The sequence below is a fragment of the Roseateles sp. AC306 genome, from assembly GCF_979253795.1.
The window spans coordinates 1-24,087 of record NZ_CEEDEB010000024.1 but is presented as its reverse complement, the minus strand read 5'-3'; the positions used below and the strand labels follow the sequence as shown (position 1 = coordinate 24,087).

Annotated in this window: 29 protein-coding genes; 19 read left to right on the top strand and 10 right to left on the bottom strand. The window is 68.4% G+C overall.

What is annotated here, in order from left to right; genetic code table 11:
* Nucleotides 1-80: 80 nt before the first annotated feature.
* On the bottom strand, nt 81-914 hold the full coding sequence (locus AC0IZJ_RS26980) for a spondin domain-containing protein (RefSeq protein WP_471855109.1): 834 nt from the start codon (nt 912-914) through the stop codon (nt 81-83).
* Nucleotides 915-1,096: 182 nt separating this feature from the next.
* Complete coding sequence (locus tag AC0IZJ_RS26975) at nt 1,097-1,648, bottom strand: histidine phosphatase family protein (protein ID WP_471855107.1); 552 nt, start codon at nt 1,646-1,648, stop codon at nt 1,097-1,099.
* A gap of 157 nt (nt 1,649-1,805) precedes the next feature.
* On the opposite strand from AC0IZJ_RS26975, the gene AC0IZJ_RS26970 reads away from it, so the two are divergent.
* Nucleotides 1,806-3,035, top strand: coding sequence for a CaiB/BaiF CoA transferase family protein (locus AC0IZJ_RS26970; RefSeq protein WP_471855105.1), 1,230 nt, complete (start codon nt 1,806-1,808; stop codon nt 3,033-3,035).
* Between the two features lie 12 nt (nt 3,036-3,047).
* Here AC0IZJ_RS26970 and AC0IZJ_RS26965 read toward each other — a convergent pair whose 3' ends face one another.
* Nucleotides 3,048-3,674 carry a LysE family translocator gene (locus tag AC0IZJ_RS26965; protein ID WP_471855104.1) on the bottom strand — a complete coding sequence of 209 codons (627 nt, stop codon included), beginning with the start codon at nt 3,672-3,674 and terminating at the stop codon, nt 3,048-3,050.
* 92 nt (nt 3,675-3,766) lie between these two features.
* On the opposite strand from AC0IZJ_RS26965, the gene AC0IZJ_RS26960 reads away from it, so the two are divergent.
* The 3 genes from AC0IZJ_RS26960 to AC0IZJ_RS26950 all read left to right on the top strand — a co-directional run bounded on the left by AC0IZJ_RS26960 (nt 3,767) and on the right by AC0IZJ_RS26950 (nt 7,145).
* Nucleotides 3,767-4,327, top strand: a complete 561-nt coding sequence (locus AC0IZJ_RS26960) for an alpha/beta hydrolase (RefSeq protein WP_471855103.1) — start codon at nt 3,767-3,769, stop codon at nt 4,325-4,327.
* A gap of 112 nt (nt 4,328-4,439) precedes the next feature.
* Nucleotides 4,440-6,254, top strand: coding sequence for a hypothetical protein (locus AC0IZJ_RS26955; protein WP_471855101.1), 1,815 nt, complete (start codon nt 4,440-4,442; stop codon nt 6,252-6,254).
* Between the two features lie 78 nt (nt 6,255-6,332).
* A complete protein-coding gene (locus tag AC0IZJ_RS26950; RefSeq protein WP_471855099.1) occupies nt 6,333-7,145 on the top strand; it encodes an alpha/beta hydrolase in 813 nt (270 codons plus the stop codon).
* A 14-nt stretch (nt 7,146-7,159) separates the two neighbouring features.
* On the opposite strand, the gene AC0IZJ_RS26945 is transcribed toward AC0IZJ_RS26950, so the two are convergent.
* Nucleotides 7,160-7,999: a crotonase/enoyl-CoA hydratase family protein gene (locus AC0IZJ_RS26945; protein WP_471855098.1), complete on the bottom strand. Its 840-nt coding sequence runs from the start codon at nt 7,997-7,999 to the stop codon at nt 7,160-7,162.
* A 60-nt stretch (nt 8,000-8,059) separates the two neighbouring features.
* Between AC0IZJ_RS26945 and ureE the strand changes: the two genes are divergently transcribed.
* The 5 genes from ureE to AC0IZJ_RS26920 all read left to right on the top strand — a co-directional run bounded on the left by ureE (nt 8,060) and on the right by AC0IZJ_RS26920 (nt 11,184).
* On the top strand, nt 8,060-8,689 hold the full coding sequence (gene ureE, locus AC0IZJ_RS26940) for an urease accessory protein UreE (protein WP_471855096.1): 630 nt from the start codon (nt 8,060-8,062) through the stop codon (nt 8,687-8,689).
* Nucleotides 8,673-9,356, top strand: a complete 684-nt coding sequence (locus AC0IZJ_RS26935; RefSeq protein WP_471855094.1) for an urease accessory protein UreF — start codon at nt 8,673-8,675, stop codon at nt 9,354-9,356. The genes ureE and AC0IZJ_RS26935 overlap by 17 nt, the downstream gene beginning before the upstream one ends.
* Nucleotides 9,353-10,003 (top strand): urease accessory protein UreG, encoded by a 651-nt coding sequence (ureG, locus tag AC0IZJ_RS26930; protein ID WP_471855092.1) that lies wholly within the window; start codon nt 9,353-9,355, stop codon nt 10,001-10,003. Before AC0IZJ_RS26935 ends, ureG begins: the two co-directional genes overlap by 4 nt.
* Entirely contained in the window at nt 9,996-10,835 is an 840-nt protein-coding gene (locus AC0IZJ_RS26925; RefSeq protein ID WP_471855090.1) for an urease accessory protein UreD, read from the top strand. The genes ureG and AC0IZJ_RS26925 overlap by 8 nt, the downstream gene beginning before the upstream one ends.
* 130 nt (nt 10,836-10,965) lie before the next feature.
* The gene (locus tag AC0IZJ_RS26920; protein WP_471855089.1) at nt 10,966-11,184 is read left to right on the top strand and encodes a hypothetical protein; all 219 of its coding nucleotides are present in this window, start codon (nt 10,966-10,968) and stop codon (nt 11,182-11,184) included.
* A gap of 52 nt (nt 11,185-11,236) precedes the next feature.
* On the opposite strand, the gene AC0IZJ_RS26915 is transcribed toward AC0IZJ_RS26920, so the two are convergent.
* From AC0IZJ_RS26915 to AC0IZJ_RS26905, 3 genes are all read right to left on the bottom strand, one after another.
* A complete protein-coding gene (locus AC0IZJ_RS26915) occupies nt 11,237-12,004 on the bottom strand; it encodes a TerC family protein (protein WP_471855088.1) in 768 nt (255 codons plus the stop codon).
* A gap of 168 nt (nt 12,005-12,172) precedes the next feature.
* Nucleotides 12,173-13,186: a 2-dehydropantoate 2-reductase gene (locus tag AC0IZJ_RS26910; RefSeq protein WP_471855086.1), complete on the bottom strand. Its 1,014-nt coding sequence runs from the start codon at nt 13,184-13,186 to the stop codon at nt 12,173-12,175.
* A 157-nt stretch (nt 13,187-13,343) separates the two neighbouring features.
* Complete coding sequence (locus AC0IZJ_RS26905) at nt 13,344-13,880, bottom strand: Mpo1 family 2-hydroxy fatty acid dioxygenase (protein ID WP_471855085.1); 537 nt, start codon at nt 13,878-13,880, stop codon at nt 13,344-13,346.
* A 474-nt stretch (nt 13,881-14,354) separates the two neighbouring features.
* Here AC0IZJ_RS26905 and AC0IZJ_RS26900 point away from each other — a divergent pair, with 474 nt between their 5' ends.
* Nucleotides 14,355-14,582 carry a hypothetical protein gene (locus tag AC0IZJ_RS26900; protein WP_471855083.1) on the top strand — a complete coding sequence of 76 codons (228 nt, stop codon included), beginning with the start codon at nt 14,355-14,357 and terminating at the stop codon, nt 14,580-14,582.
* Here the strand turns inward: AC0IZJ_RS26900 and AC0IZJ_RS26895 are convergent.
* Genes AC0IZJ_RS26895 through moaA form a run of 3 tightly spaced genes read right to left on the bottom strand, consistent with a single transcriptional unit; the run spans nt 14,573 to nt 16,750 of the window.
* Nucleotides 14,573-15,097 (bottom strand): GNAT family N-acetyltransferase, encoded by a 525-nt coding sequence (locus AC0IZJ_RS26895; RefSeq protein WP_471855082.1) that lies wholly within the window; start codon nt 15,095-15,097, stop codon nt 14,573-14,575. The two genes, AC0IZJ_RS26900 and AC0IZJ_RS26895, sit on opposite strands and share 10 nt — an antisense overlap.
* Nucleotides 15,097-15,654, bottom strand: a complete 558-nt coding sequence (mobA, locus tag AC0IZJ_RS26890; protein ID WP_471855080.1) for a molybdenum cofactor guanylyltransferase MobA — start codon at nt 15,652-15,654, stop codon at nt 15,097-15,099. The genes AC0IZJ_RS26895 and mobA overlap by 1 nt, the downstream gene beginning before the upstream one ends.
* Nucleotides 15,647-16,750, bottom strand: a complete 1,104-nt coding sequence (gene moaA / locus AC0IZJ_RS26885; protein ID WP_471855078.1) for a GTP 3',8-cyclase MoaA — start codon at nt 16,748-16,750, stop codon at nt 15,647-15,649. Before moaA ends, mobA begins: the two co-directional genes overlap by 8 nt.
* Nucleotides 16,751-16,825: 75 nt before the next feature.
* Here moaA and AC0IZJ_RS26880 point away from each other — a divergent pair, with 75 nt between their 5' ends.
* From AC0IZJ_RS26880 to paaE, 9 genes are all read left to right on the top strand, one after another.
* The gene (locus AC0IZJ_RS26880) at nt 16,826-17,770 is read left to right on the top strand and encodes a PfkB family carbohydrate kinase (RefSeq protein ID WP_471855077.1); all 945 of its coding nucleotides are present in this window, start codon (nt 16,826-16,828) and stop codon (nt 17,768-17,770) included.
* 98 nt (nt 17,771-17,868) lie between these two features.
* Nucleotides 17,869-18,672: an enoyl-CoA hydratase-related protein gene (locus AC0IZJ_RS26875; RefSeq protein ID WP_471855075.1), complete on the top strand. Its 804-nt coding sequence runs from the start codon at nt 17,869-17,871 to the stop codon at nt 18,670-18,672.
* The gene (gene paaI, locus AC0IZJ_RS26870) at nt 18,672-19,097 is read left to right on the top strand and encodes a hydroxyphenylacetyl-CoA thioesterase PaaI (protein WP_471855074.1); all 426 of its coding nucleotides are present in this window, start codon (nt 18,672-18,674) and stop codon (nt 19,095-19,097) included. The genes AC0IZJ_RS26875 and paaI overlap by 1 nt, the downstream gene beginning before the upstream one ends.
* Nucleotides 19,094-20,395 carry a phenylacetate--CoA ligase PaaK gene (paaK, locus tag AC0IZJ_RS26865; RefSeq protein ID WP_471855073.1) on the top strand — a complete coding sequence of 434 codons (1,302 nt, stop codon included), beginning with the start codon at nt 19,094-19,096 and terminating at the stop codon, nt 20,393-20,395. Before paaI ends, paaK begins: the two co-directional genes overlap by 4 nt.
* Before the next feature lies 1 nt (nt 20,396).
* Complete coding sequence (gene paaA, locus AC0IZJ_RS26860; RefSeq protein ID WP_471855071.1) at nt 20,397-21,401, top strand: 1,2-phenylacetyl-CoA epoxidase subunit PaaA; 1,005 nt, start codon at nt 20,397-20,399, stop codon at nt 21,399-21,401.
* On the top strand, nt 21,401-21,694 hold the full coding sequence (gene paaB / locus AC0IZJ_RS26855; RefSeq protein ID WP_471855069.1) for a 1,2-phenylacetyl-CoA epoxidase subunit PaaB: 294 nt from the start codon (nt 21,401-21,403) through the stop codon (nt 21,692-21,694). Before paaA ends, paaB begins: the two co-directional genes overlap by 1 nt.
* Entirely contained in the window at nt 21,694-22,458 is a 765-nt protein-coding gene (gene paaC, locus AC0IZJ_RS26850; RefSeq protein ID WP_471855067.1) for a 1,2-phenylacetyl-CoA epoxidase subunit PaaC, read from the top strand. Before paaB ends, paaC begins: the two co-directional genes overlap by 1 nt.
* A complete protein-coding gene (gene paaD, locus AC0IZJ_RS26845; RefSeq protein WP_471855065.1) occupies nt 22,455-22,922 on the top strand; it encodes a 1,2-phenylacetyl-CoA epoxidase subunit PaaD in 468 nt (155 codons plus the stop codon). Before paaC ends, paaD begins: the two co-directional genes overlap by 4 nt.
* Before the next feature lie 4 nt (nt 22,923-22,926).
* Nucleotides 22,927-23,985 (top strand): 1,2-phenylacetyl-CoA epoxidase subunit PaaE, encoded by a 1,059-nt coding sequence (gene paaE / locus AC0IZJ_RS26840; RefSeq protein WP_471855063.1) that lies wholly within the window; start codon nt 22,927-22,929, stop codon nt 23,983-23,985.
* Nucleotides 23,986-24,087: the final 102 nt, after the last annotated feature.

Here is a 24,087-nt window from a genome sequence, read left to right as displayed (position 1 = left end):
TCCCGTAGTGCACGTCAGTGGGTGAACGGGCAGCTGAGGAGACAGGGCCTTGCAGCCCTGCTCAGGCGTTCTCAGGCCTCTCAGACCTTGTGCGTGGACCCGGCGCCTGCACGCCTGCGCAGCAGGTGCAGCAACGGCAGCCCGCCCGCCAGCATCAGGGCCCAGCTGCCCGGCTCGGGCACAGCGGTGATGGTCAGGCTGGCGGCGGGGCCGGGCAGCCAGTTCCATGCCGCTGGCGCGTTCGCGTCGCCGCGGATGCCCAGGTGGCTGGTGATCAAGCCGCCTTCGGCATCGCGCGCGTTGCCCAGCCCGAGTGCGCCGAGAAAGCCGTTGGCCTCGCTGTTCTTCTCCGAGCCCGCGTCGTAGCCGTACAGGTTGATCGTGACGGTGCCGGTGATGGCGGAAAGGTCCAGGCCGCTGACGCCGACGAAGCCGTCGTTCGTCCAACCGAGCATGCTGGTGAACGAGAGCAGGTGGTGGGACGCATCGGCATTCACCATCACCGTCACCGAGTCTTGCTGAGGCAGGGGCGCGGACAACGGCGCCGCGACGCTGCGCACGCTCGTGCCGACCAGGGCGTTCACTTCGTTGAGCAGGAAGCTGCGGTCGCCGCCTTCTGCAATGCGCCAGATCGTCTCCGGTGCAGCCTGGCCGACGGTGAAGGCCGTGTAGGCGTCGCTGTGTGTGATGAACACCGGCGGCGACAGCCGCTGGCCGGTCTGTGCTGTCGCCGCCCCCGTGGCGGCGGCATTGCTGGTGAGGTTCTTGAACGTGATCTGGTAGGCCGGCGCTTGCGCGGTGGCCGGTTGAGGAAGCGAGAGGGCAGCAGCAAGCACCACCCCGAGAGCGGCCAGCTGATGGCGCTTGATGGCTGTGCGGTGAGGGGCAGAGGCGGCGTGATGGTCGGTGTTCATTCGGGAGATCTCCTGTTGATTGGCTCGCAGGGCAATACCCCGCGTGCTGCTGTCGCCGCCGGGCCGCAGGCATTACTCCCTAGGTTCGTATGAGCCATTCGGATGGGGGGAGGCCTGTAAGGAGCAGGGCTGAAGGTCGACCAAGGCGCCGTCCCTGGCTTGGCCGACCGGGAGCCGAGTCGCTATGGCTTGGGCGGGTCAAGCCGCCCAAGCACCTCGCTCCTGCCGGATCGCCAGCGCATGGCGACACCCTCGCCGGACGAGGGATAGACGCTGCTGAGCCCGGTCACCGTCACCTGGTGCGTGACCACCACCAGCACGCCGGGGCCGCGCCAGCCGGCGAGCAGGGCGCGAGCCTGCTGGAGCATCTCCGTTTCGCGGCCGGGCTCGGCGAAGAAGGAGCCGAAGGCTGGCTGCGCCTTGAGCGGCACGCCGCGGAAGGCGAGCTGCGCGGTCTCCATCGTTCGGCACCAGGGGGAGGCCCAGACAGCGGTGACCGGCAGGGCGCCGAGGCGCTTGCGCAGCGACTCGCCCATGCGCCGGGCCTGCGCGCGGCCCTCGTCGCTGAGGTTGCGCTGGGTGCTGCAATCGCCCAGCGTCATGCCCGGCGGGTCGCCGCCGCCCGGCGCGAGGGCATGGCGGTAGAGCACCACGTCGCCATCGCGAAGCTCCAACGCCGAGGCCGAGGCCGGCAGCGAAGCAAGGGCCAGCAGTGCAAGGGTGACGGCTTTCATGCGTTGATTCTGCGGTGCCACGCGGGGGAGCGGCAGCCCAGTTCCACGCAGACCCTACTGCACACCGGGTCCCGGCCGCCGGTCTTCGCCACCCGCCAAGCCCGCGCGGGCCAGATGCGGATGCTCCCCGGTTCTCAGGCCCCGGACACTCCCCTGCATGACTGCCGCCGCCTTGACTCTCCCAACCACCCCCACCGCGCTGGCCGGCCTCAAGGTCGTCGAACTGGGCCAGTTGATCGCCGGGCCGTTCGCCGCCAGGACGCTGGCGGATTTCGGCGCCGAGGTCATCAAGATCGAGCCGCCCGCCGCCGGCGATCCGCTGCGCAAGTGGCGGCTGCTGCTGGACGGCACGTCGGTGTGGTGGCAGGTGCAGTCGCGCAACAAGCGCTCGCTGGCGCTGGACCTGCGTACGCCGGAGGGGCAGGACATCGTGCGCCGGCTTGCCGCCGAGGCCGATGTGCTGATCGAGAACTTCCGCCCCGGTGCGATGGAAGGCTGGGGCCTGGGCCCCGACGAGCTGCTCGCCGCAAACCCGCGGCTCATCGTGCTGCGCGTCAGCGGTTATGGGCAGACCGGCCCCTACCGAAACCGGCCGGGCTTCGCCGCCGTGGCCGAGGCCATGGGCGGCTTGCGACACCTGACCGCCGAGCCCGGCCGCGTGCCGGTGCGTGTGGGCGTGAGCATCGGCGACACGCTGGCCGCGCTGCACGGTGTCATCGGCATCCTGCTGGCGTTGCAGCACCGCCATGCCACTGGCCAGGGCCAGGTCATCGACGTGGCGCTGTACGAGGCCGTCTTCAACTGCATGGAGAGCCTGCTGCCGGAGTACAGCGCCTTTGGTGTGGTGCGCGAGCCGGCCGGCAGCGCCATGCCGGGCATTGCGCCTTCCAATGCCTACCGCTGCGCCGATGGCAGCTATGCGCTGATTGCCGGCAACGGTGACAGCATCTTTCGCCGGCTGATGACGCTGATCGGTCGCGACGATTTGGGCCGCGACCCGGCGCTGGCCGACAATGCCGGCCGGGTGGCCCGCGTGGCCGAGATCGACGCGGCCATCGGCGACTGGGCCGCGCAGCGGCCGGTGGACGAGGTGCTGCAGGCGCTTGAGGGCGCCGAGGTGCCGGCCGGGCGCATTTACACGGTGGCCGACATCGCCGCCGACCCGCACTACCGCGCACGCGGCATGCTTCAGCAGGTCCAGTTGCCTGGAATGCCTGATGGCAAAGCGCTGGACGTGCCCGGCGTCTGCCCCAAGCTGTCGGCCACGCCCGGTGGACACCGCCGCAATGCACCGGCTCTGGGCCAGGACTCGGACGCGGTGTTGACGGAACTGGGGCTGACGGCCGAACAGATCGCGCTGCTGCGGGAGCGCGGCATCGTCAAGTGAGGCGCCAGGCGCTCAGCGCGCCGCGATCATCCGCACACCCAGGCCGATGAACACCGTGCCCGCCAGCCGATCCAGCCACCGGCCCGCGTTCGGCCGGCGGTTCAGCCAGGCGCCGATGCCGCCGGAGAAGTAGCCCAGCAGACCGAACAGCACGGCCGCCTGCGCGGTGAACAGCAGGCCCAGCAGCCCGAGCTGCCACTCCACCTGACCCTGCGACGCGACGACGAACTGCGGCAGGAAGGACAGGAAGAACAGCACGACCTTGGGGTTAATGGCATTGGCGACCAGGCCCTTCACGAACAGCTCGCGCAGCGGTGTCTCGCTCATCGCCTCGCCGCCCAAGCGCACGGCGCCTGCGTGCCGCCAGGCTTGCACGCCCATCCACAACAGATAGGCGCCACCGGCCAGCTTCAGCGCTTTGAACGCGACCGGTGAGGCGGCCACCAGCGCGCTGATGCCGACGACGGCGAGCAGCGTGTGGCTCAGGCAGCCCAGGGCGCAGCCGAGTCCGAAGGCGATGCCCGCGCGGCGGCCTCGCGAGATGCCCATGCTGAGCACCATCAGGTTGTCCGGGCCGGGCGTCGCGGTCAGGACGAGGGCGGTCGCCAAAAAGGCGAGGACTTGGGAGGCGACGAGCATGGACGGATGCTAAGACACGCGCAGGCACGGCCGTTGCCAGGCACCGCTTGCGGTGTGCCAGTCGGCGTTGCAAAGCCGCAGGAGCAGGCGCCATGACGCACAAGAAACAGGTTCTCTTCATCCAGGGCGGCGGCGAGGGCGCACACGCGGCCGATGCGCCCCTGGCGGCTTCGCTCGGGCGGGAACTGGGCGCGGCGTACGAGGTGCACTACCCGCGCATGCGCGGCGAAGACGAGCCGAGCCTGGAGCGGTGGAAGCGGCAGATCGGCGCCGAGCTGTCCAAGCTCAAAGGCACGGTGACGCTGCTGGGACATTCCCTGGGCGGCGCCATGTTGCTGAACTACCTGGCGGAGCAGGCGCCGCCGATTGATGTCAACGCACTGGTTCTGCTGGCCGCACCGGCGTGGGACGGCGAGCGCTGGGCCTTCGACGAACTCGTGTTGCCGGCCGACCTCGCAGAAAAGCTGGCCGCCATTCCGCAGCTGCTGATCTATCACTGCCGCGATGACGAGACGGTGCCGTTCGCTCATCTGGCCCTGCATGCCGCGAGGCTGCCGCAGGCAATCGCGGTGACGCTGGCGCAAGGCGGGCACCAGTTTGGCAACGACCTGAAGGCTGTTGCCGCGGACATTCGCGCGCTGCGTGCCGGCTAGCGAGGGCGCGCACAAGCTGGGTGCAGGCGGGTGCGGGCGCTGCGCCGTGCACTTACGATCAAGGCCCGGACGCGCGGCGTGCCGACCATCCGCACATCGAAAAGGAAGTTTCATGCGCAACCGACCCTGGGCGAGCGCCTTCGCCGCTGCCCTCTGTCTGCTGTCGGCCTGCCCTGCCAGCGCCCAGCAATCCGGCCCGGTGAATGTCGAACCACGCGTGACGGTGGCCGGCAAGAAGGCGGAGGTCTCGCAGTGGTTCCGCGCCGAGAGCCAGCACTTCGTCGTGTACTCCGATGCCGGCGAAGACGATGTCAGCCTGCTGCTGGGCAACCTGGAAAAGCTCGACCACCTGCTGCGCATCTACACCCTGCCTGACCGACCTGTGCAGCGGCAGGAGCCTAAGCTGACCCTGTACTTTCACAACAGCCCCTCGGACCTGCGTGAGATCGACGGCAGCACGCCGGCGGATGCGGTCGGCCTGTACAGCAGCTGCGCGTCCGGCGTCCAGGGTTTCGGGGTGCATCTGGACCGCATCGCCAGCCTCGGCGATGAGCAGCTCGACAAGGCGCCGTTGAACGAAACGCTGTCCTATGTTTTCGAAGCATATGCGCGCCACTTCCTGTACCGCCACACGGACATCCGCATGCCCGCGTCGTTCATCGACGGGTTCGCGCAGTACTTCTCCAGCGTGCGTTTTTCAGACACGCAGATGGTGGTGGGCCGGGTGCCCAAGGGCCTCGGCGCGTACCTGAAATTCCTCGGTGAGGGTCGGCAGTACAGCCTGGAGTACGACGACGTCCTGCAGGACAACCTCACCCATGCGCGCAATTTCGCCGGTGCCGCCGGCGTGCGCCTTGAGTTCGAGGCCAAGTCCTGGCTGTTGACGCACTACATGCTGTCGTCTGACGAGAACCGAAAGCGGCTGAACCGGTATCTGCTGCTCGTCGAGCGCGGCGTGGCGCCGACGATGGCATTCGAGCGCGCCTTTGGCCTGAAGAAGGCCAACATCAGCGAGGCGATGTGGCGGTATGGGCTCAAGGGCATGACGGCGCTGCGGGTGGCGCCGCCGTCCTTTCCCGCCACGCGGATGAGCTTTCGCAGCCTGCCGCGGCCAGCGGGTGAGTTCGTGCTGGCGAACGCCGCTTTGAAGGCCTGCCCGAGCCGGGAGGTCGGTGAGTCGCTGCTGAAGAAGCTTGTGGTTCTGGCGCCCAGGTTCCCTAACGACGACCTTGCGCGCATCACCTTGAGCAGGGCGCAGATCGACTGGGGCAATCCGCAAGATGCCCTGCCTCAGCTGGGTGCCGTGCTGCAGACGGATGAAGCCAATTTCGAGGCCCGCTATCTGCTCGGCATGGCGAACCTGCGTCTTGCCGAGCGCAGCGAGGGCGACGCCCGACGCGCCCATGTGCTGTCGGCGCAGCGCCATCTTCAACGTGCCCGCGAGCTGAGCCCGCTGTCGCCGGAAGCTGCTTTCGCGGTCTTCAAGGCTGAAGTGGCGGCGACGGACGAACCGGCCAAGGCCGCGCTGGAGGGCGTCGTCTCGGCATGGCAGGGCGCGCGCGAGGTTGACGCGCTGGGCCGGTCTGCGGCGCTGGCCTATGCCTTCGCGGGCAAGGCGGACGAGGCCCACCGGACGCTGGTTTCGCTGGCGCAGAACGTGCGCGACGTGCCCGCGGCTGATTGGGCGAGGCAGTGGCGCAGCCGGCTCGAGGCGGGCGTGAGCCGCGGCGACATCCTGGCCGAGATGCGCCGCGATGCCGCTCACGAGGCGCCGTTCAAGGAATGGACCATCGACAAGGAGCGCGTGATGCAGAACGTGGAGCGCGCCTCCGGTCTTGCGGCCGCAGAGTCGGTCATCAAGGAAGCGATGCGCCAGAACGATGCCGCGACAGGCGACAACGGCGCAGCCAGCGCGCAGCGGCGATAGCCGGGCTGTTGCGCATGACCTGTGCCGTATGCCTGGGCCAGTGAGTTGGACAGCGGCCTCGAGAACCCAAGGGATCCCATGTTCAAACACTTGCCGCTGCTGCTGAGCCTTGGCTCCCTGCTTGGCGCCTGCGGTGGCGGCGGCAGCAGCTCGACCGAGACGACCCCGCCGCTCGTTCAGACTGCCGCGTCGGCACCTGCTTATGTCTACGCCGGCACGGTCGAGCGCGGCAAGTCCATCCCGTCGAAGATCACGGGCATCACCTACCCGTATCACGTCTACCTGCCGGAGAACTACGCGACCTCGGGCAAGAGCTACCCGGTGATGTATGCGACGGACGGCCAGTGGACCTTCCCGGCGTTCTCGCGAATGCTGGACCAGCGCCGCAAGGCCATGATCCTGGTGAACATCGAGCAGGGGCCGCCCGACCGCCGGGCCATCGACTACACGGTGAACGGCGCGCCGGCCTATGGCCGCTTCCTGAAGGAGGAACTGGCGCCGCTGATCGAGGCCGGCTACCGCACGACGGGCGTGCGCAGCTACGCCGGGACTTCCTATGGCGGGCTGCTGGGCTCCATCCTGCTGAGCAACGAAGACGTGGCCGCGCCCTTCTTCAGGAACTACCTGCTGTTCGACGGCTCCTTCTGGGCGCTGACGGCCAGCAACATCCTGGACGAACAGGCCCGCTTCGCGGCGAGCCCCCGCCTGCCCGTGCGCCTGATCCTGACGAGTGCCAATGCGCCCGGCAATGTCAACGACGTGCTCGCCTACGAGGCGCGCTACAGGAGCCGGGCCTATCTGGAGCTGCTGGTCCAGCGCAAGGACTTCAACATCGCACACAACGACGTGGGCGATCCGTCGTTCGACTGGGCCATCGATCTGATCGACTAGGCCATCGGAGCCGTTCAGCCCCGGAAGCTCGGCGTGCCCTTGCCGGCCATCATGGCCTTCGTGAGGTCCTCGCTCATCAGCATGGCGGCGTTCCAGGTGGCGATGTAGTTGAGGCCGTCGGCCACCGAATGGTCGCGCGCGTAGTTCAGCTGTTCCTTGGTGCCGCGGATGGACAGCGGCGACTTGGCGGCAATGCTCGCGGCGATCTCCCGCACACCGGCACCAAGCGCCTCGCGGCTGTCAAACACCCGGTTGACCAAGCCGATCTCGCGCGCCTCGGCCGCCTCCACGCGCCGCCCCGTGTAGGCCAGTTCGCGCACCAGGCCTTGCGAGCCGATGAGCTTGGGCAGGCGCTGCAGCGTGCCCACGTCGGCCACCATGCCGATGTCGATCTCCTTGATGGAGAAGTAGGCGTCGGCCGAGCAGTAGCGCATGTCGGCCGCGCAGATCAGGTCGATGCCACCGCCCACGCAGGCGCCGTGGATGGCCGCCAGCACGGGCTTGCGGCAACGCTCCAGGCTGGTGAGCGTGTCCTGCATGTCGAGGATGACGCGGCGCAGGCTCTCGCGGGTGCGGCCGTCGCAGGGGTCGGCGATCTGCGGGGCGATGCCCATCATCATGGCGAGGTCGATGCCCGCGGTGAAGTGCTTGCCTTCGCCCTCCAGCACGGCAACCCGCGCCTCGGCCTGGCCGTCGATCCAGTCAAAGGCGCGCCGGATGTCCTGCCACATCGTCGCGTTCATCGCGTTGGCCTTGTCGGGCCGGTTCAGGCGGACCGTGGCGATGTGGTCCTGGATGGAGAGGGTGAGGGTGTCGAGTTGCATGACGAGGCCGCTGCGGATTGAAGCTGTCATGATGCCCGGCAAACACCTCGGCGCGTTGTCGCCATCGAGCCAGCGCCGATACTTGAGCCCATGATCCACGCCTCCAAACGCATTGCCGGCGGTGCCGGCCTCGCCGCCGTGCTCGTCAAGCGCGCGGCTACCCTCGACCTCGACTGGGACGCCCGCAGCAAGAGCCGCTTCTCGGCCACCGATTCCACCGGCCGCGAGATCGGCGTCGTGCTGCCGCGCGGCACGACGCTGCGTGGCGGCGACGTGCTGGTGGCCGAAGACGGCTCGCTGCTGCGCGTCATCGCCTCGCCCCAACCCGTGCTGCAGGTGCGGCACTGCGCCGACCACGGCTCGCCCTTCGACCTGCTGCGCGCCGCCTATCACCTCGGCAACCGCCATGTGCCGCTGGAGCTGCAGCCTGACCTGCTGCAGTTCGAGCCCGACCCCGTGCTGGCCGACATGCTGCGCCGCCAGCATCTCATCGTGACCGAGGCGCACGCGGCCTTCGAGCCCGAAGGCGGGGCCTATGGCGAGGGCGCCGGCCACGGGCATCACCACCATGGGCATGACCACGGCCACGAGCATCACGAGCACGCCGCCGCGCCGGCGCCCGTGCGCAAGCCGCTGGCCATCCCCGTCAAGGCGCACGACGAAGGCCATGTGCACGGCCCGGGCTGCGGTCACGACCACGGCCATGACCACAAGCACTGAGGCCTCGCTGCTGCACCTGCTCTGGCTGGCCTCGCCGGCGCTGCCGGTGGGCGGCTTCAGCTATTCGGAAGGCCTGGAGGCGGCCGTCGATGCCTGCATCGTGCACGACGAGACCAGCGCCGGTGATTGGCTGCTGAACCAGCTCGAACTCGTGCAGGCGCGCGCCGAGCTGCCCGTGGCCGCCGCCGCGCATGCCGCCACGCTGGCGCTCGACGGCGAGCGCCTCGCCGAACTCAACGCCTGGACTTTGCAGACGCGCGAGACCAGCGAGAGCCTGCAGCAAGCCCAGCAGATGGGCCGCAGCCTGGTCGTGTGGATGCAAGGCCTGATCCCGGACGCCGCGGTGCTGCCGCTGCTGCAGGCGCTCAGGCCCGCGCCGACCTGGCCGGTCGTCATGGGCGCCGTGGCCGCGTCGCGTGGCGCGGCTCTGCAGCCGGCGCTCCAGGCCATCGCCTTCGGCTGGGCCGAGAACCTGATGCAGGCCGCCGTGCGCAGCGTGCCGCTCGGGCAGACGGCCGGGCAGCGCCTGCTGGCACGCCTCGTGCACGCCATCCCGACAGCCGTTGAGACCGCGCTGGCCGCGCCCGAGCCCACGGCTTTTGCACCACTGCTCGGCATCCACGGCGCCCGCCACGAAACCCAATATTCGAGACTGTTCCGCTCATGACTTCAGCACCTTTGCATGCCATCCCGAACCGCACCAAGAAGCTGCCACCGCTGCGAGTGGGCGTGGGCGGCCCCGTGGGCTCGGGCAAGACCACGCTGGTGGAAATGCTCTGCAAGACCATGCGTGACCGCTGGGATCTGGTCGTCGTCACCAACGACATCTACACCAAGGAAGACCAGCGCCTGCTGACCGTGGCCGGCGCACTGGCGCCCGAACGCATCATGGGCGTGGAGACCGGCGGCTGCCCGCACACCGCCATCCGCGAGGACTGCTCCATCAACCTCGAAGCGGTGGACCGCATGCTGGACAAGTTCCCGGACGCGGACATCGTCTTCGTCGAGAGCGGCGGCGACAACCTGGCGGCCACCTTCAGCCCCGAGCTGAGCGACCTGACCATCTACGTCATCGACGTGGCGGCCGGCGAGAAGATCCCGCGCAAGGGCGGCCCCGGCATTACCAAGAGCGACCTCTTTGTCATCAACAAGACCGACCTCGCGCCGCATGTGGGCGCCGACCTGGACGTGATGCGCAGCGACACCGCGCGCATGCGGCCGATGAAGCCCTGGGTCATGACCAATCTCAAGACCCGTGACGGCCTGGCTGAGGTGGTTGCCTTCATCGAGAAGAAGGGCCTTCTCGTTGGTTGATCCCATCCGTTGGCCCGCGCGGCTGACGCTGAATGCCGCGCGTGATGGCTCGGGCGCGACCCGCGTGCATGCCCGCCACGACGGCCCGCTGCGCCTGCTGAAGACGCTCTACCCGGAATCCACGCGCATCGCCCACGCGGTGCTGGTGCACCCGCCCGGCGGCCTGGTGGGTGGCGACCGGCTCGACATCCAGATCGAGGTGCAGGCCGGCGCGCACCTGCTCGTCACCACGCCGGCCGCCACGCGTTTCTACCGCTCCAACGCGGGCGAGGCGGCGCAGGTCGTGCACGCCACCGTGGGCGAAGGCGCGCGCTTGGAATGGTTGCCGCAGGAGACGCTGGCCTATCCGAACTGCATTGCGCGCAACGAGGTCCGGCTCGGGCTGGCGCCCGGCGCGAGCCTGTTCGCGACCGAGGTGCTGGGGCTGGGCCTGCCGGCCGCAGGCCAGCCCTTTGACGCCGGCAAGCTGCTGCAGCACCTGGAGATCACCGGCCAGTGGCTGGACCGCGGCTGGCTGGATGCGGCCGACAAGGCCCTGCTGGACGGCCCCTGCGGCCTGGCCGGCCACCGCGTGCTGGGCACGCTGGTGTATGCGCAGACGAGTGCGCTGGACGGCGCAGAAGCACTGCTGGCCGACAGCCGCGCGCTGCTGGCCGGCGTGCCGCTCAGTGGCATCACCCATCTCGCCGGCCCGCGTGGCGCGGTGCTGCTGATGCGCGTCATCGGCGACGAGGTCGAGGACGTCACGCTGGCACTGCGGCGCGTGCGGGCGCTGTGGCGCGAGCGGCTGTGGGGCTTGGCCGGCGGCGACCCGCGCATCTGGGCGACCTGACACCGCCGCTCGCAAGCGCCGGCAACCGACGTGCCTGCCTCTCGCTGTCCTACAGGGCGCGTAGGGCGGCGGCGGTGTACTCCAGCCACGGCGGCACGACCGCCGGGTCCAACAATCTCTGGAGGTTTGTATGAACGGTTTGCGTGCAATCGCTATCGCCCTGATCGTCGGCGGCGTACTGGCCCTGGCTTACGGCGGCTTCTCTTACACGGATGAGAAGACTGCAGCCAAGATCGGCCCTCTGGAGCTCAACGTCAAGGAGACGAAATCCGTCAACATCCCCATCTGGCTGGGCATTGCCGGCATTGTTGGCGGCGTGCTGGTACTGGTGGGGGCGGGCAAGCGCTGAAGCAGCTCGCCACCGCTTCGCCGCCAGCGCTCATGCGCGGCGGCGGGCCGGGTCACTCGTCGTCGCCACCCGGCATCTGCTGGCGCAGCTTGACCTTGGTGGCCGCCTTCTTGCGCATCTTGATGTTGATCATCTCAACGCCCAGCGAGAACGCCATGGCGAAGTAGATGTAGCCCTTGGGCACGTGGTGGCCGAAGCCTTCGGCGACGAGGACGACACCGACCACGACCAGGAAGCTCAGCGCCAGCATCTTGATGGTGGGATGGTCGGACACGAAGCGGCCGATGGGGCCAGCAAAGAGCATCATCAGCGCAACCGAGCAGACGACGGCGGCGATCATGATGCGCACATCGTCCACCATGCCGACGGCGGTGATGATGGAATCGAGAGAGAAGACCAGGTCGATGACCATGATCTGCAAAATGATGGATGCGAAGGCCGCCTTGGCCTTGGCACCGGTGCTGTGATCCTCGTCTTCGCCCTCGAGCGAGCCATGGATCTCGCCGGTGCTCTTCCAGATCAGGAACAGGCCACCGCCGATGAGGATAAGGTCCCGGCCGGAGATGGGCTGATCGAACACGGGCAGCGTGAATAGCGGCTCCACCATGCCGACGATCCAGGCCAGCATCATCAGCAGGCCGATGCGCATGAACATGGCGCCGAACAGACCCATGCGCCGCGCCAGCTCCTGCTTGGCCTTGGGCAGCTTGTCCACCAGGATGCTGATGAAGATGATGTTGTCGATGCCGAGCACCAGCTCCAGCGCGGTCAGCGTGGCCAGGGCGATCCAGGTCTGCGGGTTGGACAGGAGTTCGAGCATGGCGAAGTGGCGACCGTGGAAAGTCGAGCATTCTCGCAACTCACTCGACAGGTTGGGGCTGAATGTTGCTTCGCTTTTCCTGGGGGTATCGCTGCGGCGCGAGCCGCGCCCCTGAGGCCCCGGTGCAAGCAACGCCCGCCACGAGCTAGCGGACCGAGACCGATCAAATCAGGACAGGCCCAGAGCCCCCAGCAACTCGCTTGGCGAATAAGCACGGCGGCGCTTGGGGCTGGCTTCGACGAGAGTCTGCATGCGCGCATTCAGCGGCGCGCTGCGATGCAGGCTCTGGGCCAGGCGAACGACCTCGCCGCACAGCGCGTCGATCTCGGTCACGCGCCCGGCGCTGAGGTCGTCGGCCATGCTCGAGCGTGCCTGGGCGTCGATGCGCAGCATGCGCGCGGCGGCAATGCGGAACAGCGGCGTGGGCAGGCGCAACAGCATGAGCAGCCGGCGCGGTGGCAAAGGCGTGAGCTGGGCGACCGGGCGCTGCGCGGCGTCCAGCAGGTCCAGCGCCTCCTGCTGCAGCGCGGCCAGCACGCGCCGGTAGCCGCGTTCCAGCAGCTCGTCACGCAGCGGCCGGCCGGAGAGGGCGTTGACCGGGTTGTTCAGGTTCAGCAGCAACTTGCCCCATTGCACGGGCGCCAGGTCGGCGTGCAGCTTCAGCGCCATGCCGACGCGGGCCAGCGCGGTCTGCCAGGCGGCCAGGGCGACATCGGCTGCGCCTCCCTCGGCCGCCAGCGCGCCGGCGGTGCCGCGGTGGTAGTGGCCGGCGCTGAGTTCAGCGATGTTGAAGGGCACCATGCCCGCGTGCCAGCGCAACTGCGGCGCGACGGCACGGGCCTGGGCCGCGTTGGCAATGCCGTTCTGCAGGCTGACGACCCTGCTGCGTTCGGGCAAGGTCAGGGCAAGGGCGGTCGCGGCTTCGGCGGTGGCGCCGGACTTCACGCACAGCAGCGCCAGGTCCGGCTTGAGACCGGCGGGCGGCTCCTCATACAGGCGGAGTTGCAGCGGCGGGATGCGTCGGTCCAGGCCGTCCTGGTCCGTCAGGCGCAGGCCGTGCTTGCGAAGGCCGGCCAGCACGCGCGGGCGGCCGACAAAGTGGACGGGCACGCCGGCCAGTTGCGTCAGGCCGCCGATGAAGCAGCCTACGGAGCCGGCGCCCATGACGAGAACGCCGGTCATGGCGGCGGTGCCTCCGTCGCGGGCGTCGTGCGTGTTGCGGGCTGAGCGCCGGGCCGCTCCCAAGCCGGCGCGCGCTGGCGATGTGCGAGCGGCTCGAAGCCGTGAGCATCGCCGTCCCCTCGGGGGACCGGCCAAGGTACCCCTTGGACGAGGGGCTTCAAGGATGAGCCAGGTCGCGCAGGTGCGTGGGCCCGACGCGGCGTTCGATCTCGGCCAGCAGCGGGCGGCCCCAGCCAAGCATGAACATGGCCTCGCCGACGACGAACATCGGGCCGACGAGGAGGCCGACGAGGTCGTCCACGAAGGCGGGCTTCTTGCCTTCGTAGTAATGGCCGACGAACTGGAACACCCAGCCGACGACGAAGCTGCCCACGCCGATGGCCAGCCAGCTCGTCAACGAGCCCTGCGCCGCGATCATGGCCAGGGCGGTCAGCACACCGTTGACGGCAGCCGTGGCGGCGCCCAGCACAAGGTTGCCGCGCGTCAGGTACCAGAGCGCCGACAGTGCCCACAGCACGATGGCGGCGTTCATCGGCGTGTTGCCGATGTCGAACTCGGCGCGGGCGAGCAGGGCGCTGATCGCGAACACGATGAGCGGGATGCCGATGAAGTGGGTCGTGATGTTGCGACGGTCGCGGTGGTAGGCCGCGTACTGCGTCATCAGTTCAAGGGCGGGGCGAAACAGACTGGCCATGTTGGGGCTCCGACGAGGAGATGGTGGCTATGCTAGTCCAGCCCGGTGCGAGAACGTCGCGCTTTGGTGCCCAAAACCTCCGCAGATTCCCCAGTTGAGCCCACAAATGACAGGCCGCCGACCGCTGTTGATCGCCCTGGCAACGCTGGCCGGTTGTGCCGGCGTCGCCCCGGTGACACCGCCGCCGGCCGACGGCGACAACGAGCTGCGGGTGCTGGTCTACCGCGGCGGCACGGCTGCGCGGCTGGGCCACAACCATGTGCTGCGCGCCGCCGATCTGCGTGTAGACTGGCCGGCCGCCGGGCCGGTCTTGCGCTTCCGCCTGGACTCGTTGGCCATTGACCCGCCAGACTTGCGTGCCCGCCTGGGCGAGGCCTTTGCCAGCGCGGTGGACGACGAGGCCCGCGCCGGCACGCGGGTCAACCTGCTGAAGGCGCTGGATGCTGCGGCCCACCCGGAGGTGGTCGTGCGCACGTGTTGCAGCAGTGGGGCGAGGGTGGTCGGCGCGCGGTGGAGGCCGACATCAGCCTGCACGGCATCACGCGGCGCCAGTGGTTCGTGGCCGAGGTGGAGGGACGGCGCGCGCGCGGCGAACTCGTCATCCGGCAGAGCGATTTCGGCATCCAGCCGTTCACGGTGCTGGGCGGGCTGCTGGCGGTGCAGGATGCGCTGATCGTGCAGTTCCAGTTGCTTCAGCCGTGAAGGCGTAACAGCATCAGGTCCTTGTCCAGCCTGCGGCCATCCGGCAGGCGTATCGCGTCCGGCAAGCGCCCGTAGCGCGTGAAGCCGACGCTCTCGTACAGGCCCACGGCGGCGCGGTTGCTGCTCGTCACGCTGAGCGTGACCTGGGCCAGCCCTGCGGTGGCCTGAAGGCGGGCGATGGTGGCGCCCAGCAGCGCCCGGCCAGTGCCCCGGCCGCGGTGGGTGTCGGCCACCATCATGCCGACGAGGTGGGCGATGTGATTCACCTTGCGGCGCGGTTCACGTTCGCAGGTCAGCCCGCCGATGACGCGCGTGCCGTCCAGGGCCAGCATCGTGAACAGCGTAGCGCCGCCCATGCCACCGGCCAGGCGGCTGCGGTAGCTGGCCAGGTCGCGATAGCACTCGGTCTCGGCGTCGGACGTGAAGGCCTCGGGATGGCCGGTCAGCATGGCGTCTCGCAGCGCCTTGTAGGCGAGCAGGTCGGGCTCCAGCATGGGGCGGATGGCGATGTCCATCAGGCCAGGTCCGACAGGCGGTTGAGGTTGGCGAAGGCCGCCTCGTCGTCGAAGTGCGCGACGCCGTGAGGTTGGGCCAGCATCCAGCGCAGCACGGCGCGGCCGCCGCCTTGCAGGTGCGCGGCGAGCGGTACACGCAGGCGGGCGTGCAGCAGCGCATGCGTCGGGTGTTCGCGGTCCGCCTGGGCGAAGGCCAGGCCATGGGCCTCGGCCTGTGCCAGCAGTCGTGCGGCCAGGTCCGGCGGTGGGTGAGGGGAGTCGCAGGGTGCGGTCAGCAGCCAGGCGTCGTCGGGAATGGCGTTCAGGCCGGCCAGCATGCCGGCAAGCGGGCCGGCGAATTCGAGGCCCGGCGGGTCGGGCAGCACTTCATGCCCGAGGGCCGCATAGGCATCGAGATTGCGGTTGGCGCTGATGATCAGCTTGCTGGCCTGCGGGGCCAGGCGCTCGATGACATGCGACACCAGCGACCGGTCGTCCAGCAGTTGCAAGCCCTTGTCCACGCCGCCCATGCGTGTGCCGCGACCGCCGGCAAGGACGAGCGCGTAAAGCTCAGCCACCGATGTAGTGCATCTCGACGCGCGGTTCGGCGATGGCGGCCGCCGTGCCGCGCAACTGCGAATAGCGGTCGTCGCGGCCGGTCCACACGCCGGCGATGGCGCTGGCCAGTTGCCCGTCGCTGACCGGCTCCGCTCCGCGCAGCAGCCCGCGCAAGTCATGCCCGCGTGTGGCGAACAGGCAGGTGTAGAGCCGCCCCTCGGTCGACAGCCGGGCGCGGTTGCAATCGCCGCAGAAGGCCTGGGTCACGCTGGAGATGAAGCCCACCTCACCGCTGCCGTCCGCATAGGCCCAGCGCTCCGCCGTCTCGCCCGGCGCGCTGTGCGACAGCGGCGTCAGCGGGAATTCGGCCGCGATGCGACGCTGCACTTCGGCCGAAGGCAAGACCTGGTCCATGCGCCAGCCGTTGGTGGCGCCCACGTCCATGTATTCGATGAAGCGCAGCACGACGCCGCTGCCCTTGAAGTGGCGCGCCATCGGCAGGATCTGATCGTCGTTGACGCCGCGCTGCACGACCATGTTGACCTTGATCGGCCCCAGGCCTGCGTTCTGCGCGGCGCTGATGCCCGCCAGCACGTCGGCGACAGGGAAGCCGACATCGTTCATGCGCTGGAAGACGGCGTCGTCCAGCCCGTCCAGACTGACCGTCAGGCGGTTCAGGCCGGCCGCCTTCAACGTGGCGGCTTTCTTGACCAGTGTGGAGCCGTTGGTCGTCAGCGTCAGGTCCAGCGCCTTGCCTGTGGACGTGCGCAGTTCGGCCAGCATGGCGATCAGCGATTCCAGGCCGCGCCGCAGCGTCGGCTCGCCGCCGGTGATGCGCAGTTTTTCGACGCCCAGGCCCGTGAACGTGCGCGCCAGCCGCGTGATCTCCTCAAAACTGAGGAGGTCGGCATGGGGCAGAAACTCGTGATGCTTGTCGAACACCTGCTTGGGCATGCAGTAGCTGCAGCGGAAATTGCAGCGGTCCGTGACCGAGATGCGCAGGTCACGCAGCGGCCGGCCGAGTGAATCAGCCAGCGACTGGCCCGGCGGGGCGACATGCGTCGGCAGCGTGCGCAAAGAGCGGGCATCGTGCAGGGGAATCACGCGGGCGGGCATAGCGGCCAATTGTGTCAGCCGGCAGAACCCCGAGGGGCTTGCGGTGGCATCGCGGGCGGGTTTGAATGGACGGCAATGACTCAGATCCTGCATCCCGACCTCCCGCATTTCATTTCCTTCGGCGAGGCATTGACGGATCTTGTCCGCACGGGGCCGGACCGATGGCGCAGCGCCAGTGGCGGTTCGCCGTGGAACGTGGCGGTGGCGATGTCGACGCTGGGCCAGTTGAGCGCCTTTGCCGGCGCCATCAGCCGCGACCCCTTCGGCGCCGAGATCTGGCAGGCCAGCCAGGAAGCCCACCTCGACATGCGCTTCATCCAGCAGTTGCCACGGCCACCGTTGCTGTCGGTGCAGCATGAGCTGGACCCGCCGCGCCACTTCCTCATCGGCCAGGACAGCGCCGACCTGCATTTCCGCCCTGAGGGCCTGCCCGCCGGCTGGTCGCGCCTGCTGCGCTGGGCGCACTTCGGCAGCCTGGGCCTCGTGCGCGAGCCGCTGGCCGGGCGGCTGCGGGCACTGGCCGAGGCCTTGAAGGGCGAGGGCCGGCTCATCAGCTATGCCCCCAACTTTTGCTCGCCGCCGATGGACGCAAGCTACGACGACACGCTGGAGCAGATGTGCCGCCTTGCCGACGTCATCCAGGTATCGGACGAAGACTTGCGCTGCCTCTTCCGCCTGCCCGACTACCGCTCCGGCCTGGCCCAGATCGCAGCGTGGAACCCGAGCGCCTGGCTGCTGCTGACGCGTGTTGAACGGGGCCTGCCCGTCGGCGCGACGCTGTACCACGGCGTCGAGGAATGCAGTGGCCTGCCGCCGCGCGTGGACGTGGTGGACTGCGCGGGTGCCCGCGACGCGGTCGTGGCCGGCCTGCTGGACAGCCTGATGCGCGATGCCGGCGCGCCGGTGGAACAGCACCTGCGCTGGGCGCTGGCGGCGGGCGCTGCGGCCTGCACGGCGCCCGGCTTTGCGCCGCCTCGAGCGGGGCTGGTGGCGGCGCTGGCCGACGCTGTCGAAATCTAGGCGGCTGTCGGACGGTTTCCTAGGGTCTTCCCTTGGTTGCCTTGAACCGGATCGGATCGGCCTCTACGATTAACCGACCGGTCGGTAGGGAAACGTCAATGTCCGAAATCTTGATCCAGCACGAGCAGCACGGCGGCGTGCGCCTGCTGCGCTTGAACCGCCCCGAAGCACTGAATGCCTTCACGGCCACCATGCTGGTGCAGTTGCGCCAGGCGCTGGAGGCTGCCGCCGAGGATGCGGCGACGCGCTGCGTGCTGATCACCGGCGCGGGCCGCGCCTTCAGCGCCGGGCAGGATCTGGCCGACCCGCATGTGGCCCCCAGCCGCGAGCCGGATGCCGCGCCCAAGGACATCGGCCACATGCTGGAGCACTACTACATCCCGCTGGCGCTGCGGCTGCGCAGCCTGCCGGTGCCGGTGGTCGCTGCGGTCAACGGCGTGGCGGCGGGCGCGGGCGCTAACCTGGCGCTGAGTTGCGATGTCGTGCTGGCAGGTGAGAGCGCGAGCTTCATCCAGGCTTTTTCCAAGATCGGTCTCATTCCCGACTGTGGCGGCACCTGGCTGCTGCCCCGGCTGGCGGGTCGTGCCAAGGCGCTGGAGCTGGCGCTGCTGGGCGACAAGCTGAAGGCCGCAGAAGCGCAAGCTCTGGGCCTGATCTCTCGCGTGTTGCCCGATGCCGAGCTGCAGGACGCCGCCATGGTGCTGGCGCAGAGACTGGCCGGCATGCCGACCCGCGCGCTCGTCGAGACGCGCCGCGCGCTGGACGACGCGATGAAGCTGGACTTTGAGCCGGCTTTGAAACGCGAGGCGGTGCTGCAAAGCCGGCTGGGCTTCGCGCACGACTACCTGGAAGGCGTGGCGGCCTTCATGGACAAGCGCAAGCCCGAGTTCAAGGATCGGTGATGGATGCACAGGCCGTTGCCGAAAAGGTCCGCGACGTGATGTTCGCGGACGATGCCGCAACCAGGATGCTGGGCATGCACGTCGCCGACGTCGGCCCCGGCCACGCCGTGGTCACGATGACCGTGCGTGCCGACATGCTGAACGGCTTCGCCATCTGCCATGGCGGCCTGATCGCGACGTTGGCGGATTCGGCCTTCGCCTTCGCCTGCAACGCCCGCAACGCGCTGACGGTGGCGTCCGGGTTTGGCATCGACATCCTCAAGAGCGCCAAGCTCGGCGACCTGCTGACGGCGACGGCGGAGGAAACCTCGCTGGCCGGCCGCACGGGGCTGTATGACATTGCGGTACGGAACCAGCACGGCGATCTGATTGCGATGTTCCGCGGCCGCTCCTACCGCCTCGGCGAACGAAAGGTCTTTGAATGAGAACCCCGCGCCCCGGTGAGCTGGACCCCATCGAGACCGCCAGCCGCGACGAGCTGCAGGCGCTGCAGCTCGAACGCCTGCGCTGGAGCCTGCAGCACGCCTACGACAAGGTGCCGCACTACAAGGCGAAGTTCGACGAAGCCGGCGTGCACCCGTCCGACCTGAAGACGCTGGCTGATCTCGCGAAGTTCCCGTTCACGACCAAGCAGGACCTGCGCGCCAACTATCCCTTCGGCATGTTTGCCCTGCCGCGCCAGCAGCTGGCGCGCATCCACGCGTCCTCAGGCACGACGGGCAAGCCCACGGTCGTCGGCTACACGCTGCAAGACATCGACCACTGGGCCAACCTTGTCGCGCGCTCCATCCGCGCTGCCGGTGGCCGCGCGGGCGACCTGGTGCACGTCGCCTATGGGTATGGCCTCTTCACCGGCGGCCTGGGTGCGCACTACGGCGCCGAGCGCCTGGGCTGCACCGTCATCCCCATGAGCGGCGGCCAGACCGAGAAGCAGGTGCAGCTCATCACCGACTTCAAGCCCGACATCATCATGGTGACGCCCAGCTATATGCAGGTGCTGGTGGAGGAGTTCACCCGCCAGGGGCTGGATGCGCGCGAGTCGTCGCTGAAGGTCGGCATCTTCGGCGCCGAGCCCTGGACCGAAGCGATGCGCAAGGACATCGAGGCCAGCGCCGGCATCGATGCGGTGGACATCTACGGCCTGTCCGAAGTGATGGGCCCTGGGGTGGCCAGCGAATGCGTGGAGAGCAAGGACGGCCCGGTCGTCTGGGAAGATCATTTCTACCCGGAGATCATCGACCCCGACACGGGCGAGGTGCTGCCCGACGGGTCCGAGGGCGAGCTGGTCTTCACGTCGCTGACCAAGGAGGCGATGCCCGTCATCCGCTACCGCACGCGCGACCTGACGCGCCTGCTGCCACCCACGTCGCGCAGCATGCGCCGCATGGGCAAGATCGTGGGCCGCAGCGACGACATGCTCATCATCCGCGGCGTCAACCTGTTCCCCACGCAGGTGGAAGAACTGGTGCTGCAGGAAAAGGGGCTGGGCGGGCAGTACCAGCTCGTGGTCAGCCGCAACGGCGCGCTTGACGAGCTGGTGATCCGCTGCGAGCTGGCGCTGGGTGCTGCCGACGACGGCATCGCCAGGCGCCTGTCCGAGCGCATCAAGAACCTGATCGGCGTGACGGCGACAGTTCAAGTCGAGCCAAACAACGCCATCGAACGCACGCTGGTCGGCAAGGCCCGGCGCGTGGTGGATCAACGCAAGAAGCTAGGAGCTTGAGATGTACACGCAAGCGATGGACCTGATGGCCCGCGAGGCCAAGCCAAAGGTCGTGAAGTCGGCTGAAGAATTGCAGCGCGAGGAAGCGTTTGAAGCACGCATCGACGCTGGTGAGTTCATCGAGGCCAAGGACTGGATGCCCGAGCACTACCGCAAGACGCTCGTGCGCCAGATCAGCCAGCACGCGCACAGCGAGATCGTCGGAATGCTGCCCGAGGGCAACTGGATCACGCGCGCGCCGACGCTCAAGCGCAAGGCGATTCTTCTCGCCAAGGTGCAGGACGAGGGCGGCCACGGTCTCTACCTTTACGCCGCCGCCGAGACCCTGGGCACCAGCCGCGACGAGATGACCGAGGCGCTGCTGTCGGGCAAGGCCAAGTACAGCTCCATCTTCAATTACCCCACGCTGACCTGGGCCGACATCGGCGTCATCGGCTGGCTGGTGGACGGCGCGGCCATCATGAACCAGGTGCCGCTGTGCAGGTGTTCGTATGCGCCTTATGCGCGGGCCATGATCCGCGTCTGCCGCGAAGAGAGCTTCCACCAGCGCCAGGGCTACGAGAGCCTGCTGACGATGATGAGCAAGGGGACGGCCGCGCAGAAGGCCATGGTGCAGGACGCCGTGAACCGTTGGTGGTGGCCGTCGCTGATGATGTTCGGCCCGGCGGACAAGGACTCGCCCAATTCCGAGCAGAGCATGCGCTGGGGCATCAAGCGCGTCACCAACGACCAGCTGCGCCAGAAATTCGTCGACGCGACCATCCCGCAGGCCGACATCCTCGGCGTAACGGTGCCGGACCCGGCGCTGAAATGGAACGCCGAGCGTGACAGCTACGACTTCGGCGACATCGACTGGCCCGAGTTCTGGCGCGTGGTGGGCGGCGAAGGCCCGTGCAACCGCGAACGCCTGGCCGCTCGCAACAAGGCCTGGGACGACGGCGCCTGGGTGCGCGACGCGGCGCTGGCGCATGCGCGCAAGCAGACCGTGAAGATGGAGGCCGCGTGATGAGCAACCCAAGGAATGAATGGCCGCTGTGGGAAGTGTTCGTCCGCAGCAAGGCGGGCCTGGACCACAAGCACTGCGGCAGCCTGCACGCGGCTGATGCGCCCATGGCCATCCAGATGGCGCGGGATGTCTATACAAGGCGTCAGGAAGGCACCAGCATCTGGGTCGTGCGCTCCGAGCAGATCGTCGCCAGCGACCCGGCCGAGAAGGGCAGCCTGTTCGACCCGGCCGACGACAAGGTCTACCGCCATCCGACGTTCTATGAACTGCCGGATGAACTGAACCACATGTGATGGACGCCAAGTTCAACTACGTGCTCCGCCTGGCGGACACCTGCCTCATCCACAGCCAGCGGCTGTCCGAATGGGCCGGCCATGCGCCGGTGCTGGAGGAAGACCTGGCGCTTTCCAACATCGCGCTGGACCTGTTGGGCCAGGCGCGTGCGCTGCTGACCTACGCCGGCCAGCTTGAAGGCGCAGGCCGCGATGAAGACCAACTCGCCTTTCTGCGCGAGGAGCGTGAGTACCGCAACGTCGTGCTGGCCGAACTGCCCAATGCAGCGGGCAGCCCCAGCGATGGGGGCGGTGGCCGCGACTTTGCGTTCACCACTGTGCGCAATGCAGCCATGGCGCTCTGGCTGGAACTGCTGTTTGATCGTCTGCAAACCAGTCTCGATGCCGAACTGGCCGGCATTGCCGCCAAGTCGTTGAAGGAAGTGCGCTATCACCGCCAGCACAGCAGCGATTGGGTCGTGCGCCTGGGCGACGCCACGGACGATTCCAAGGCGCGCATGCAGTCAGCGATGAATGTTTTGTGGCCTTACTTCAATGAGCTGTTTGCCGCCGAGGGCGTCGACGGCGTCGGCCCGGGCTGGAACGAGCTGGAGCCGGAATGGCGTGCCCGCTGGGCCACGCTGATGGCCGAAGCCACGCTGACGCTGCCACGCGAAAGTGCCATGCAGCCGCGCGGCATCGACGGCATCCACAGTGAGCACATGGGCCACATGCTGGCGACGATGCAGCATTTGCAGCGCAGCTACCCGGGAGGCGTGTGGTGAATCTGGACAGTGCCCGCGCCAAGCTCAACGCCGTGCCCGACCCCGAGATCCCGGCCGTCAGCCTGGTGGAGCTGGGCATCGTGCGCGACCTGCGCGAGACGGCATCGGGCGTCGAGGTGGTGTTGACGCCGACCTACAGCGGCTGCCCTGCCACCGAACTGATTGCCGACGACGTGCGCGCGGCGCTGAGCGAGTTCGGCGACGTGACCGTGACGATGCAGCGCGCGCCGGCCTGGAGCACCGACTGGATCACGCCCGAGGGCCGCGAGAAGCTGCAGCAATACGGCATCGTGCCCCCGCAGTGCAGCGGCGAGCAGGCCATCCGCATCGTGCCGCGGCTGCGCTGCCCGCGTTGCGACAGCGGCCGCACCGAGCAGCTGTCGCGTTTTGGCTCGACGGCTTGCAAATCGACCTGGCGCTGCATCGAGTGCCTCGAACCTTTTGAATACTTCAAACCCATTTAGGCCGATGGCATTGCACTTCCACCCCCTGCGCGTGACCGCCGTCGAGCGCGACACCGACGACGCGATGGTTGTCGGCTTCGAGGCGCCCGCCGAAGGCTTCGGCTTCGAGCCCGGCCAGTACCTGACGCTGCGCGCCAGCGTGGGCGGTCTGGAACTGCGCCGCAGCTATTCCATCTGCTCGGACCGCCGCCTGCAAGTCGGCATCCGCCGCGTCGATGGCGGCGCGTTCTCGACCTGGGTACACGAGCAGCTCAAGGCCGGCGACGTCATCGAGTCGTACCCACCGCAGGGTCGCTTCGTGCTGCCCGCAGCCAGCGAAGGCCGCCATGTGCTGTTCATCGCCGGCGGCTCGGGCATCACGCCCATCATTGCCTTGCTGACCGCGCTGCTGGTGCGTGAACCCACCGCACGCGCGACGCTGATCTATGCCAACCGCCGCACCGCGTCGACGATGTTCAAGGAGGAACTCGAAGACCTGAAGAACCGCTTCATGACGCGCCTGTCCCTGCACCTCGTCTTCAGCCGCGAGGTGGTGGACGCGCCGCTGTACGGTGGGCGGCTGGATGCAGGCAAGCTGAGCGCGTTTCTTGCCGGGCCGGTGCCAGCGGCGACGCTGGACGAGGTGTTTGTCTGCGGGCCGTTCGAGATGAACGACCAGGCGGAGGTGGCGCTGCTGGGGCATGGCGTGCCGGCCGAGCGTATCCACATCGAGCGTTTCGGCACGCCGGAGACGCTGAGTGGCCGGCCGGCGCCGCATGAGGTCAAGCCCGGCGACGCGCCCCAGGCCCGTGTGACCGTCATCCGCGACGGGCTGTCGCGCGAGATCGAGTTCTTCTCGACCGACCCCAGCTTGCTTGATGCTGCGGCGCGCGAGGGCATGGATGTGCCGTTCTCCTGCAAGAGCGGCGTGTGCTCGACCTGCCGCTGCAAGCTGGTGGAGGGCGAGGTGAGGATGGACAAGAACTTTGCACTCGACAAGGCGGAGGTGGCGGCCGGTTTCATCCTGAGTTGCCAGGCGCATCCGTTGACGGAACGAGTTGTGATTTCTTTTGATGAGCGTTGACGTGGCAGCGGTAGCTTTGTGCGAGAGGCCCAGCCGGGATTTCGTCCCGGCGGCCGACCTACTTTTTGCGCCGCCAAAAAGTAGGCAAAAAGCTCTCCCCTG